The sequence below is a fragment of the Streptomyces sp. GL_141 genome, assembly GCF_057834385.1.
In genome coordinates, this window is record NZ_CM174402.1 from 6616438 (window position 1) to 6629208 (window position 12771).

Consider the following 12771-nt stretch of genomic DNA (forward strand, 5'->3'; position numbering starts at 1 on the left):
ATGAGCATGGCGGTCGTCGGCCTGGTGGCCGGCATGGCACTGGGGTTCGCCGGGTACTTCGGCGGCTTCGGGGCCTTCCTGCTGGTGGCCGCGCTCGGCGCCATCGGCTTCGTCGTGGGCCGGTTCCTCGACGGGGATCTGGAACCGGGCGACTTCTTCCGTCCCCGGGGCCGCCCCGGGGACCGGGACCGCGACCGGGACCGTCCCCGCGACGGGGACCGGGACCGGGACCGATGAGCACCCCCCGGCCCACCCCGCCCCGGGTGCCCGCCGCCGAGCGGGGCGCCACCCGGATCGCCGACCGGGTCGTCGCGAAGATCGCCGCCCGGGCCGCCCGGGAGGCTCTGACCCGGCCCGCTCCGGACGCGGCCCCGCCGCACGCCACCGTCACCGTGCACCACGACATCGCCCGCGTACGGGTGGTCCTGGAGCTCCCCTACCCCTCCGACCTCGCCGCCCAGTGCGCGGCCGTACGCCGCCGGGTCGCCCAGCGCGTCGAGGAGTACGCGGAGATGGCCGTACCCGAGGTGGACGTGGACATCGAGCACCTGCGCCCCGCGCGGCCCGCGGCCGGGCGGGACCGGCGGGTCCGGTGAGCGCCCGCTTCCGGTCGCCCCGGCGGCTCCCGGCCGCCGTGGGGGCGTTCGCCGTCCTCGGGGTGGCGGGGCTGTTCCTGTACGACCTGGCGGCGGTGCGGGCCCACCACCCGGGCATGCGCTGGCGCGACGAGCTCTCCCGCGCGCTGGAGCGGCACACCCCGGCCGACCCCGGCGTGCTGATCGGCGCCGGGGTCCTGGCCGCGGCCGGGGCCGCGCTGCTGCTGTACGCCCTCACCCCGGGCCTGCGCGGAATCCTCCCGATGGCCTCCGGGCACCCGGAGGTCCGGGGCGGACTGGAACGCAAGGCCGCGGCCCAGGTGCTGCGCGACCGGGTCATGGAGGTGTCCGGGGTGCGGTCGGTGCGGGTCAGGGTGGGCCGGGCCCGCATCGGGGTCCGGGCGGTGTCCCACTTCCGCGAACTGGAGGACGTACGGGCCGATCTGGACGCGGTGCTGGCCGTCGGCGTCGACGAGCTGGGCCTGGCCCACGAGGTACGGCCGAGGGTACGGGTGAACCGCCGGTGACCCTGGGGACGGTGAACCGGGTCCTGCTCGCGCTGCTCGGACTGGTCCTGCTGGCGGCGGGGGCGTCGGTGCTGAGCGCGTCCGGGCCGTTCGGGGGCCGCCACGAACCCCTGCTTGCTCCGCACGGGCCGGGCTGGCCGGCGCCCTGGTGGCTGGTGCTCGCCGCCCTCGGGGCGTGCGTCCTGCTGGCGCTGTGGTGGCTGCTGTCCCAGCTGCGGCGGGCCCGGCTCGCGGCGGTGCTCGTGGACACCGGGGACGGGGCGTTCGCCGTACTGCGCGGGCGGGCGCTGGAGGAGGCCGTCGAGGCCGATGTCCAGGAGGCCGTGGAGGGCGTGGCCCGGTGCCGGGTCACCTTGTGCGGGCGGCGCGGGGCCCCGGCCCTGCGGGTCGCCCTGGAGCTGGAGCCGCACGCGGTGCCCGCCGACGTACTGGCCGCCCTCGCCGGCCCGGTGCTGGCCCGGGCCCGCACCTCGGCGGCGCTCCCGGCCCTCCCGGCGGAGGCCCGCCTCCACGTCACCCCCCGCCGGGCGCGGCGGGTGACCTGAGGCGGAGCCGGGGCGGACGGCTCAGAAGCCGTGCCGGGAGCCGCCGTCCACCGGGAGCATGACGCCGGTCAGGTAGGAAGCCGCCGGGGACAGCAGGAACGCCGCCGAGCGGCCGAACTCCTCCGGGGTGCCGTAACGCCGCAGCGGGATCCCCGCCTCGTTGCGGGTGCGGGCGAGGTCCGCGTCCCCGGACAGGGCGTCGAGCTCGCGGACCCGGTCGGTGTCGATGCGGGCGGGCAGCAGGCCGACCACCCGGATGCCGCGCGGGCCCAGCTCCACGGAGAGGGACTTCGCGAAGCCGGCCAGGCCGGGGCGCAGTCCGTTGGAGATGGTGAGGCCCGGGATCGGCTCGTGCACGGAGCCCGACAGGACGAAGCCGATGACCCCGCCGTCGGAGAGTTCGGCGGCCGCCGCCCGCGCGAGGCGGACCGCGCCGAGGAAGACCGACTCGAAGGCCGCCGCCCACTGCTCGTCGGTGTTGTCCGCCGCCGAACCGGGCGCCGGGCCGCCGACGCTGATGAGGATGCCGTCGAGGCGGCCGAAGTGTTCCCGGGCCGCGGCGACGAGCCGGGAGGCGGCCCCGGGGTCGGAGTTGTCGGCGGCCACGCCGACCGCGTTCGGGCCCAGCGCCTTGGCCGCTGCTTCGGCGCGCCCGGCGTCCCGGCCGGTCAGCACCACCTTGGCGCCGTCGGCGGTGAGTTCGCGGGCGGATGCGTAGCCGAGGCCCCTGGTGGCGCCGGTGACTACGTAGACACGGTCCTTCAGTCCAAGATCCATGCCCGACACGCTACGCGGTCGCCACCGGCTCCCGCTCGGCAGCGGAGGTGCCGGCGGCGGCCGCCGCCTCGCGGTCGCGCTTCTCGCGCCGTACGAGCACGATCCAGCCCACCGGCACAGCGGAGGCGAACAGCCACCACTGCACGGCGTAGGCCATGTGCGCCCCGATCGAGTCGTGGTCGGGCTCGGCGATCACCTCGGGCTTGTCGTCGGCCGGGACCGGGGCGGTGAGTTCCAGGTAGCCGCCGAGGACGGGCTTGCCCAGGTACTCCGCCTGCCGGGTGCTGCTGATCAGCATCACCTGGCGGTCCGGCAGGCCCTTGCGGTCCTTGATGCCGCTGCCGCCGCTGGTCTCGTCGGCCTTCAGCCGTCCGGTGACCGTGACCTCGCCGGTGGGCGCGGCCGGCACCGGCGGGTAGGCGCGCGGGTCGTCGCCGCCCGCGACCCAGCCGCGGTTGACGAGCACGACCCGGCCGTCGGCCAGGACCAGCGGGGTGAGGACGTGGAAGCCGACCTTGTCGTCGTTGTCGGTGCGCATGCGCACGACGACCTCGTGCGCGGAGTCGTACGTACCGGTGGCGGTCACGGCCCGCCAGTAGTCGGCGCGCGGGACCACGTGGCCGGGGGAGGTGACCTCGGTCATGGGGACCGGCTTCGCCCGCAGGTTGGCGTCGATCAGCTCGTTCTGCGCGACACGGTGCTCGTGACGGTGGAACTGCCAGAACCCCAGCTTGATCATCGCGGGGATCAGGGCGAGGCCGATGAGGGTGAGGCACACCCACTGCCGGGTCAGCACAAAGCGGTACACGCCCACGACGGTACCCCCAGTGGCGAGGACCCCGGCGGCCGGGTGGCCGTCCGGGGTCGTGGCGGAGGGGGGTGGGGCAAGCGGGGGAGGGCGGGACGGGAGTCAGACGCGGTCGGTGATGCCCACCTTCCCCTCCGCGCGAGCGCAGTGCCCTCCGCAGAACCACTGTCCTTCGACCTCGACGCCCTGCCCGATGATCTGGACCCGGCAGTGCTCGCAGATGGGCGCCATGCGGTGAATGGCGCAGGAGAAGCAGTCGAAGACGTGCACAGCACCCTGTGCGTGTACTTCGAAGGACATGCCGTAATCGTTCCCGCAGACTTCGCAACGTGCCATGCGCGGCATGCTGCGCAGGGCGGACCGCCGGAACAAGATCCACCGGGGTGAGTCGCCGAGCGTGCACCCGGCCGGCCCAACGTCGGGCTCCACGCCGGACCCGACGTCGGGCTCCACGCCGGACCCGACGTCGGGCTCCACGCCGGACCCGACGTCGGGCTCCACGCCGGACCCGACGTCGGGCTCCACGCCGGACCCGACGTCAGGCCCCATGGCCGGCCCGGGGTCCGGCCCCCGACCCGCCCCGGGGTCAGTCCTGCGCCGGAGCCACGTCCCGCAGCAGCTGGGTGAAGGCCGCCTCGTCGACGACGGGGGTTCCGAAGGACTTCGCCTTCACCGTCTTGGAGGTCGAGGAGTCCGGGTCGTTCGTCACGAGCAGGCTCGTGAGCCGGGACAGGCTCGTCGCCACGTGCAGGCCGGCCTCCACGGCGCGGTCCTCCAGCAGCTCCCGGTCCACCGAGGTGTCGCCGGAGAAGGCGATCCGCATGCCCTGCTTGAGCGGGGTGCCGTCCGTCCACCGCCCCGGGTTCGGGTGCGGGCACGGCGGCCGCTTGCGCGAGGGCCGCCAGCTCGACCCGGCATTCCCACCGCCCGCCCCGTGCGAGGCCTGGTACCCGACGCGCGGGGCGGCGGGGGTGTCCGACCACTCCGTCAGCGGCCGGCATTCCAGCAGGGGCAGCCGTACGTTGTCCCGCGCGGCCGCGTGCAGGGACGGACGGAACGCCTCCGCGAGGACCCGGGCGTCGTCGAGCGCGTGGTGGGCGCGCTGCTGGACCACGCCGAAGTGGGCGGCGAGCGACTCCAGCTTGTGGTTGGGCAGCGGGAGGTTCAGTTCCTTCGACAGGGCGATGGTGCACAGCCGCTGGCGCACCGGCGCGGTGGCCTCGGCCCGCGCGTACTCGCGGGCGATCATCTGCCAGTCGAAGATCGCGTTGTGCGCGACCAGCACGCGGTCGGCGAGCCGGCCCGCGAACTCCTCGGCGATGTCCTTGAAGAGCGGCGCGTCCTGGAGCATGTCGCTGGTCAGACCGTGGATCCACACGGGCCCGGGGTCCCGGAGCGGGTTGACCAGCGTGTACCAGTGGTCCTCGACGTTGCCCTGAGCGTCGAGCCGGTAGACGGCGGCGGAGATTATCCGGTCGTCGCGAGCGAGCCCGGTGGTCTCCACGTCGACGACCGCGTACCCCTGTGGGTACGCGGTCGGCCACATCGTCTCTGCGGTCGTACGGTCGGCGAGCATGGTCACAGAGGATATCGGCCCGCGCCGACACTCGGAGCCCTACGGCCTTTCAGCCCAGCTCGGCCACGAGGTCCCCGGCCGTCATCCGGGCGAAGGACCCGGGCACTTCGGCCGGTCCGGGGAAGACCCGGCAGGCCGTCCCCGAACCGCCTTCAGGGGATACGGTCGCGCAGGTCAGCGCCAGGAACGCGCGCTTTCCGGCGGCCAGTTCGGCGGCCTCCGCGTCTGCCTCCGGCCGGGGCCGGCGCTCCTCGGGCGGCGCCAGGGCGCGGATCCGGGCGGCGAACGAGGCCGGTTCCTCACCGTCCGCGGCCCGGTAGAGCCACACCTCGCCGGAGACCGAACTCTCGCCGGCCCGCCGGATCACCGCCACCTCCCGGGTGCGGGCCGCGGCCCGCCACACGGCGAGGTCCCACAGGGTGGTGCGGGTGCCGGAGGTGAAGTGCGCCCATGCGTCCGAGGCCACGGCCGCGACCCGGTCGCCGCGCGGGGCGACGCTCTCGAAGGCGTCCGACGGCGGCAGGCGCAGGTCCGCCCACAGCGCCCGCCGTGCGGCCAGGTCCACGACCATCGGAACCCGGGCCCGCGTCGCGGGACCCCTCAGCTCGAAGCGCGGGCCGGCCGTCCGCGGATCCTCCCCGGAAGGGGAAGGGGGAGACGAAGGGGAAGGGGCGGCGGGCCGGGCCGTGAACCCGGTGAAGGCCCGCGCCAGCTCCTCGAACGGCACCCCGCTGTAGCCGGACACCAGGGGCACCGCGTACGCGTCCCCGCGCCCGGCGAGCCCCGCCAGGTCGAGGTCGACGTACTCCGTGTCCCCCTCCCGTACGGGGACCGGTACGGGCGCCCAGCCGTGGCCGCCCGCGTGCACGGCGCCGGCCCCGGGCTCCCCGTACACCGGGCGCTCGCGGTCGCACAGGCCGGTGAACCGCCAGTCGGCGTCGAAGAAGGCCACCGCCAGGTCCAGGTGCGCCACTTGGTCCCGGGCCTCGCTCCAGTGCAGGAACACCCGGAGCGCCTCGCCCGCGGGCAGCGCGAGGACGCTGCCCCGGGGCACCGCGACCGCGGCCCCGGCGCGGGCCCGCTCCCCGGAGGGCGCGGGCAGGTCCGCGAGCCCGGAGTCCAGGACGGCCAGCTCGTACGGTTCCCCTTCGGCGAGGGCGAACCGGCGCAGCACCTCCGCCTCCAGCAGGGCCGCTGCCGCCGCGACGAGCGGGCCCGGAAGCGGTGGGCGGTCCTCCGCCACGGACCGGAGGTGGCCGTCGGGGCCCTTGGGGAAGAACACGCGCCGCGAGCCGGTCCGGTCCGAGGCGCGCCCGCGCAGGGCCCCGAGGGCGGCCAGCAGCGGACCCGCGCCGACGGCGGGGAGGGCACGGGCCAGTTCCCGGGCCAACTCGGGGGCCGGCCGGTCGCCGGTGTGCAGGCGCAGCAGGTGGTCGAGGCGCAGGAGGAGTTCCGCCGGGCGTTCCCCGGCCACCGCGGCGGCGGCCCCGGGGTCCGCCCCGGCCAAGGCCTGCTCCAGCCGCCCGGCCCAGGTCGCGGGCCGGAGCCGGTCGCCCTCGACGCGTACGGCGTCCGGATGGGCGGCGGCGCTCTCCCGCAGGGCCGCGCCCATGGCTCCGGACAGGGCGGTGCCCCGCAGCACCGCGAAGGCCAGGGCGGCCCGGGGACGGCGGGCGTACCGCTCGAAGGGGTGCAGGGTCTCGGCAGCCCGCTTCCAGGCCGTCGGATACCGCAGCAACTCCTCGACGAGGCCGGGGACGGGCAGCGCGTCGAGCACCCCGAGCAGTGCGCGGCGCAGCGGCCGGGCGGGGGAGCGGAACCCGGACGGTGGTGGCGCGAGCAGCCCCGGATCCCCGCCGGACAGCGCGGCGAGGAGCCGCAGCACATCGGTGGCACTGGTCAACCGCCCCGCGAGCAGCGGCAGTACGGCCGCTTGCGGGGCGGTGCCGGTCAGCAGGTGAGCCAGGACCAGCGCCAGGGTCTGCGGTACGGGGATCCGCGCGGGCAGCCAGTCGAGCCCGGCCGGGGCCAGGTGGAGCAGCAGGGGCAGGTCGGCGTGGTCCTCGGGGGACAGCGGGGCCGGCCGTGCGAGCAGTGGGGCCAGCACCCGGGCGGCGTCGGCCGCGGGGTCGGTGCCGAGCCGCAGCAGCCGGAGCGGGCCGGGCGGGATCCCGCTCCCGTCGCCGTCGGGCGCGCGGTGCTCCGTAGCGAGGGAAGCGGGGGAGAGGAAGGGCGCGTCCGGGTCGAGGGGGCGCAGGCAGACGGGGCAGCCGGTGCGGTCGGCCCCGTCCAGGGTGGCGCCGACCACACCGGCCCCGACCACACCGGCCCCGACCACACCGGCGCCGTCCAGGCAGGAGCCGCAGACGAGATGGGCGCACGGGGCGAGGGGACGCACCGGCCGGGTCTCGCCGCAGAGGGCGCACGGCCGGGCGGGGTCCCGGCGCAGCAGGGTGCGGACGCGGTCGGTGTACCAGCGCTCGGTGTCGTGCGGGATGGAGAAGGGGAAGCGGCGGAAGGCCGGCCGGGGCCCCCGGCCGTCGCCCGCGAGCCCGTCGGCCAGCGCCAGCAGGTGCGAGCGCTCCTCGGCGAGGTCGGTCGGCGCGAGGACGGCCAGGGCGGCGTACAGCTCCCGGCTCATGGTGTGGCCGCGTTCCAGGAGTTCGCCCTCCAGCGGGCGGACCCCCTCGGTGCCGGGCGAAGCGGCGGCCGACGGCCGGTCGACGTAGACGGTCCGGAGCCGGCGCAGCATGAGCTCTTCGACGGATCGGGTGACGGGCACGGCCTGGTTTCCCTCGTTTCCCTCCGCGAACGAAAAGCGGGGGCGGAGAGAGGGCGCGCGGACTTTCCGTGAAAGGGAGAGGATGCACGCCGGGGAGCCGCCCCCGTGGGGCAGATCCCACCACGGGCGGCCGTGCGGCGGCAAGCCGGTTACCCGGCCGGCGGCGTCAGCAGGGCCCGCACCAGGGCCCTCAGGGTCAGTTGGAACAGCCGCTCCGGATCGACCGGCCGGGCCAGCGCACGCGCCAGCGCCGGGTCGTGCGGGGCGTCGGCCGGGTCCCAGAGCTCGCTCTCGGCGGGGGACTGGGCGGGGGAGCGTTCGCGATTGCGCTCGACCAGGACGAAGCCGATGATCTGGAACTGGATCGCCCGCACCGCGTCCGCCGCCCGGGTCCCGCGCAGACCTGCCGCGTGCACCTCGTGGACCAGGGCCTGCTGGGCGGGCAGGAACATCCGGTCGGTGAGGCCGCGCTCGTGGACCATCGCGATCAGGTGCGGGCGCTCGCGCAGCTCGCGGCGCAGGATCCGGGCGACCGAGAGGATGCGGTCGCCGGGGTTGCGGCCGACCGGCCGGATGGCGCCCACCTCTTCCACGGTCCGCTCCACGAGGGCGTCGAGCAGCGATTCGCGGTTGCCGACGTGCCAGTAGATGGAGGTCACCGCGGTGCCCAGTTCGGCGGCGAGCTTGCGCATGGTGAGGGCGGCCGGGCCGTGCTGCTTGACCAGGGACGCGGCGGCGTCCAGTACCTCCGCGCGGGTCAGCGTGGTTCTGGCCATCGTGTCCGTCCCAACTTTCCATTGATCTGTCGATCCGTCAGATCGGTTACGTGCAAGGGTCTTTACCCTTCATCGGCGGCGGTGTAACTGTGTTACAGAACCAACTGCGTCAGAACCAACTGCGTCAGAACCGACCGAGTCCTGGACGAAGGATGGTGCGATAGATGGCACGCGTACGGTACGGAGCGCGCACCGAGGCCGAGATCGCCGCTTCGCGCGAGAAGAGTTCCAAGCTCCCCGACATCTGGTCCACCGGTGTGGTGGCCGTCTGGGAGACCGATCCGGACGTGGTGGCGGCCGTCCTCCCGCCGCCGCTGAAGCCCGCCGAGCGGCCCCTGGTGCGGGCCAACATCAGCAAGGTGGACCTGCCCGGCTACCCGCTCGGCGCCGGCTCGGTGGCCGTCGCCGCCCAGCACGACGGGGTCGAGGGCTGGTACCCGCTGGTCATGCCGATGAGCATGGAGCGCGCCCTGATCGGAGGCCGCGAGGTCTTCGGCGAGCCGAAGAAGCTCGGCGAGATCACCGTCGAGCGCGACGGCCTGGTCGTCCGGGCCTCGCTCGCCCGGCACGGGATCGCCTTCGTGGAGGTGCGCGGCGCGGTGGACCGCGAGCTGCCGCTGCCCGAGCCCACCGTGAAGACCGACTTCTACTTCAAGTTCCTCCCCGCGGTGGACGGTTCGGGCTTCGACGCCGATCCGGTGCTGGTGCACTGCACCCGCAACGAGAAGGTCCGCAAGCTGGAGCACATCACCGGAGACGTGGTGCTCCGCGAGTCGATGTTCGACCCGATCGCCGACCTCCCCGTACGGCGGCTCGTCGAGCTCACCATCGGCGAGAAGACCACCGACCAGCGGGGCAAGGTCGTCGAGCGGGTCAGCGCCCAGGCCCTGCTCCCGTACATCCACCAGCGCTACGACGACCCGATGCAGATCCTCGACGGACCGCCCGAGGGGAGCGTCTGATGCGACTCGAACCGGGACAGGTGGCCGTGGTCACCGGAGCCGCCAGTGGCATCGGCCTCGCGATGGCCCGCCGTTTCGCCGCCGAGGGGCTGAAGGTGGTCCTCGCCGACGTGGAGGAGGGCGCCCTGCGCAAGGCCGCCGACGAACTCGCCGCCGACGGCGCCGAGGTGCTCGCCAAGATCGTCGACGTCAGCGACCGCGACTCGGTGATCTCCCTCGCCGACGCGGCGTACGAGGCCTTCGGCGCCGTGCACGTCCTCTGCAACAACGCGGGCGTCGGCTCCGGAGCCGAGGGCCGCATGTGGGAGCACGAGCCCAACGACTGGAAATGGGCCTTCTCCGTCAACGTCTGGGGCGTCTTCCACGGCATCCAGGCCTTCGTCCCCCGCATGATCGCGGCCGGCGGCCCCGGCCACATCGTCAACACCTCCTCCGGCGACGGCGGCATCGCCCCGCTGCCCACCGCCTCCGTCTACGCGGTCACCAAGGCGGCCGTGGTCACCATGACCGAGTCGCTCTACGCCCACCTCAAGGCGGAGGGCGCGGCCATCGGCGCCTCCGTGCTCTTCCCCGGACCGCACATGCTGCGCACCGGCCTGTGGGAGTCGCACCGCAACCGGCCCGACCGGTACGCCAAGGAACGCCCGCGCAAGTCCCCGTACCGCAGCCTCGACCAGTACGAGTCCGCGATGAAGAAGGCCGGCCACGAGGTGAACTTCACTCCGGTCGAGGACGTCGCGGACCACGTCGTGGACGGCATCCGCGCCGACCGCTTCTGGATGCTGCCCGACAGCGAGCACAGCGACCGGCAGATCCGCGCCCGGTCGCAGTCGATGCTCGACCGCGCCAACCCCGCCTACCTGGAAAGCTTCATCCTCGACTGAGGAGCCTCAATCGTGAGTGCGTACGAAGACCCGTACCTGATCATCTCCTCCGACTGCCACGCGGGCCTGCCCACCGAGCAGTACCGCCCCTACCTGGACAGCGCCTTCCACCCGCAGTTCGACGAGTTCCTCGGCGAGCGCGACGCCCGCCGCGCCGAGGCCACCAAGCTCGGCGTCCGCAACGAGGCCTTCGCCGAGAAGTGGTTCCACGACCACGAGGAAGGCCTCAAGGGCGGCTGGGACGTCACGCAGCGGCTGAAGGAACTCGACGGCGACGGCGTGGCCGCCGAAGTCGTCTTCCCCGACGCCGACGCCGTGGACAGCCAGACAGCCGCCCCCTTCGGAGTGGGCCTCGGCCTCTCCGGGGACCAGGACCCCGAGCTCGGCATGGCCGGCGCCCAGGCGCACAACCGGTGGCTCGCCGAGTTCGTGTCGGAGAACCCCGAGCGGCACTGCGGGGTCGCCCTGCTGCCCATCACCGGCGAACCGGACAAGGTCGTCGCCGAGATCTACCGCGCCAAGGCATCCGGGCTCGGCGCCCTGATGATCCCGGCCATGTGGGTGGACAAGGCGCCGTACCACGACCGCCGTTACGACCCGGTGTGGGCGGCGGCGGCCGAGACGCAGATGCCGATCGTCACCCACTCGGGCTCCTCGCCGCGCCACGAGTACGGGGACCACCTGGGCATCTTCGTCTCCGAGGTCACCTGGTGGCCGGCCCGCCCGCTGTGGTTCCTGCTCTGGTCCGGGGTCTTCGAGCGGCACCCGGGGCTGAAGTTCGGCGTCGCCGAATCGGGCTGCTGGTGGCTGCCGAACCAGCTCTGGTTCATGGACCGGCTCTACCTCGGCGCGCACGGCGGCAAGAAGCTCTCGCCGTTCGAGGAGCTGAAGCGGCCGCCGAGCGAGTACCTGGACCGGCAGGTGTTCATCTGCGCCACCAACACCAAGCGGCGCGAGCTCGCCCAGCGCTACGAGATCGGCGTGGACAACATCCTGTGGGGATCGGACTTCCCGCACCCCGAGGGGACCTGGCCGAACACCCGCAACTGGCTGAAGAACACCTTCCACGACATCCCCGTCGAGGAGACCCGCCGGATGCTGGGCCTGGCCGCGGCAGACGTCTTCGGCTTCGACACCGAGAAGCTGGCGCCGATCGCCCGCCGCATCGGCCCCACCCCGGCCGAACTCGGCCAGAGCGAGGACCAGGCGGCCGTCGAAGCCTCCTGGGCGCGCTCGCGCGACGTGGGCCGGCACTGGCTGACCGACAACGACTTCCCGGTGCTGGGGGTGAACCAGTGAGCTCCGAGGACCGCTACACGGTCATCTCCGCCGACTGCCACGCGGGCGCCGACCTGCTGGACTACAAGCCGTACCTGGAGAAGCGCCACCACGAGGCCTTCGACGCCTGGGCCGCGACCTACGTCAACCCGTACGAGGACCTCCTCGCGGACACGGCCGACCGAAACTGGAACTCGGCTCGGCGCCTCACCGAGCTCGAAGCCGACGGGATCGTCGCGGAGGTGCTCTTCCCGAACACCATCCCGCCGTTCTTCCCCAAGGCCTCGCTGATGGCCCAGCCCCCGACGGCGGCCGAGTACGAGATGCGCTGGGCCGGGCTCCAGGCCCACAACCGGTGGCTGGCGGACTTCTGCGCGGACGCGCCGGGCCGCCGGGCGGGCGTGGTCCAGATCCTGCTGAACGACGTGGACGCGGCGGTCAAGGAGATCCGCCGCACCCGCAACGAGGGCCTGACCGGCGGCATCCTGCTGCCCGGCGTCCCGCCCGGCTCCACCGTTCCCGAGCTCTACTCGGAGGTCTACGACCCGATCTGGGCCGTCTGCGACGAGCTGGACGTCCCGGTCAACCACCACGGCGGCTCCGCGTCGCCGCCGCTGGGCGACGAGCCGGCGGCCCGGGCCGTCTTCATGGTGGAGACCACCTGGTTCTCCCACCGGGCCCTGTGGCACCTCATCTTCGGCGGGGCCTTCCGCCGCAACCCCGGGCTGAAGCTGGTCCTGACGGAGCAGGGCTCCGGCTGGATCCCGGGCGTGATCGAGATGCTGGACTACTACCACGGCCGCCTGGTCGCGGCCTCGGCCACCGCCGAGGCCAAGTTCGGGGCCGGGCTGGCGGAGTCCATGGGCAAGGGGCCGGGCGAGGTCTGGCGGGACAACTGCTTCGTGGGAGCGAGCTTCATGCGCCCCCACGAGGTCCCGCTCCGGAACCGGATCGGCCTCGACAAGATCATGTGGGGCAGCGACTACCCCCACGACGAGGGCACCACGCCCTACTCCCGCGAGGGCCTGCGCATCGCCTACGCGGGCCTGCCCCGCGAGGAGGTCGCCGCCATGGTCGGCGGCAACGCCGCCCGGGTGTACGGCTTCGACCTCGCCCTCCTCGACGCGGTCGCCGCCAAGCACGGCCCCCTCGTCTCGGAGGTCGCGCAGCCCCTGACGGAGGTCCCGCCGGCCGCCACCAGCCCGGCCTTCGCCCGCGGGGGCTCGGTCCGGGTCTGGTGACGGGGAGCGCGCGAACGCC

Annotated in this window: 14 protein-coding genes; 8 read left to right on the plus strand and 6 right to left on the minus strand. The window is 74.2% G+C overall.

Going from position 1 to position 12771, the window contains the following annotated elements; translation table 11 throughout:
• From AC3IX6_RS29400 to AC3IX6_RS29415, 4 genes are read left to right on the plus strand one after another with little or no spacing between them, the layout of a single operon-like run.
• The gene (locus tag AC3IX6_RS29400; RefSeq protein WP_489366089.1) at positions 1–237 is read left to right on the plus strand and encodes a hypothetical protein; all 237 of its coding nucleotides are present in this window, start codon (positions 1–3) and stop codon (positions 235–237) included.
• Positions 234–596 (plus strand): Asp23/Gls24 family envelope stress response protein, encoded by a 363-nt coding sequence (locus tag AC3IX6_RS29405; RefSeq protein WP_489366090.1) that lies wholly within the window; start codon positions 234–236, stop codon positions 594–596. Before AC3IX6_RS29400 ends, AC3IX6_RS29405 begins: the two co-directional genes overlap by 4 nt.
• Complete coding sequence (locus AC3IX6_RS29410) at positions 593–1123, plus strand: DUF6286 domain-containing protein (RefSeq protein WP_489366092.1); 531 nt, start codon at positions 593–595, stop codon at positions 1121–1123. Before AC3IX6_RS29405 ends, AC3IX6_RS29410 begins: the two co-directional genes overlap by 4 nt.
• Complete coding sequence (locus AC3IX6_RS29415; RefSeq protein WP_489366094.1) at positions 1120–1668, plus strand: alkaline shock response membrane anchor protein AmaP; 549 nt, start codon at positions 1120–1122, stop codon at positions 1666–1668. The genes AC3IX6_RS29410 and AC3IX6_RS29415 overlap by 4 nt, the downstream gene beginning before the upstream one ends.
• A 21-nt stretch (positions 1669–1689) precedes the next feature.
• On the opposite strand, the gene AC3IX6_RS29420 is transcribed toward AC3IX6_RS29415, so the two are convergent.
• The 6 genes from AC3IX6_RS29420 to AC3IX6_RS29445 form a co-directional block, all read right to left on the minus strand.
• Complete coding sequence (locus AC3IX6_RS29420) at positions 1690–2445, minus strand: SDR family oxidoreductase (RefSeq protein WP_489366096.1); 756 nt, start codon at positions 2443–2445, stop codon at positions 1690–1692.
• A gap of 10 nt (positions 2446–2455) precedes the next feature.
• Positions 2456–3253 carry an SURF1 family cytochrome oxidase biogenesis protein gene (locus AC3IX6_RS29425; protein ID WP_489366097.1) on the minus strand — a complete coding sequence of 266 codons (798 nt, stop codon included), beginning with the start codon at positions 3251–3253 and terminating at the stop codon, positions 2456–2458.
• Positions 3254–3355: 102 nt separating this feature from the next.
• The gene (locus AC3IX6_RS29430) at positions 3356–3589 is read right to left on the minus strand and encodes a hypothetical protein (protein WP_112453882.1); all 234 of its coding nucleotides are present in this window, start codon (positions 3587–3589) and stop codon (positions 3356–3358) included.
• Positions 3590–3839: 250 nt separating this feature from the next.
• A complete protein-coding gene (locus tag AC3IX6_RS29435) occupies positions 3840–4829 on the minus strand; it encodes a DEDDh family exonuclease (RefSeq protein WP_489366099.1) in 990 nt (329 codons plus the stop codon).
• Positions 4830–4878: 49 nt separating this feature from the next.
• Complete coding sequence (locus AC3IX6_RS29440; protein WP_489366101.1) at positions 4879–7611, minus strand: MXAN_6230/SCO0854 family RING domain-containing protein; 2733 nt, start codon at positions 7609–7611, stop codon at positions 4879–4881.
• Positions 7612–7760: 149 nt separating this feature from the next.
• A complete protein-coding gene (locus AC3IX6_RS29445) occupies positions 7761–8387 on the minus strand; it encodes a TetR/AcrR family transcriptional regulator (RefSeq protein WP_489366103.1) in 627 nt (208 codons plus the stop codon).
• Positions 8388–8551: 164 nt separating this feature from the next.
• On the opposite strand from AC3IX6_RS29445, the gene AC3IX6_RS29450 reads away from it, so the two are divergent.
• From AC3IX6_RS29450 to AC3IX6_RS29465, 4 genes are read left to right on the plus strand one after another with little or no spacing between them, the layout of a single operon-like run.
• On the plus strand, positions 8552–9349 hold the full coding sequence (locus AC3IX6_RS29450) for an acetoacetate decarboxylase family protein (protein ID WP_489366104.1): 798 nt from the start codon (positions 8552–8554) through the stop codon (positions 9347–9349).
• Positions 9349–10233, plus strand: coding sequence for an SDR family NAD(P)-dependent oxidoreductase (locus AC3IX6_RS29455; protein WP_489366106.1), 885 nt, complete (start codon positions 9349–9351; stop codon positions 10231–10233). Before AC3IX6_RS29450 ends, AC3IX6_RS29455 begins: the two co-directional genes overlap by 1 nt.
• Before the next feature lie 12 nt (positions 10234–10245).
• Complete coding sequence (locus tag AC3IX6_RS29460) at positions 10246–11532, plus strand: amidohydrolase family protein (protein WP_489366108.1); 1287 nt, start codon at positions 10246–10248, stop codon at positions 11530–11532.
• A complete protein-coding gene (locus AC3IX6_RS29465; RefSeq protein ID WP_489366110.1) occupies positions 11529–12752 on the plus strand; it encodes an amidohydrolase family protein in 1224 nt (407 codons plus the stop codon). The genes AC3IX6_RS29460 and AC3IX6_RS29465 overlap by 4 nt, the downstream gene beginning before the upstream one ends.
• Positions 12753–12771 lie beyond the last annotated feature (19 nt).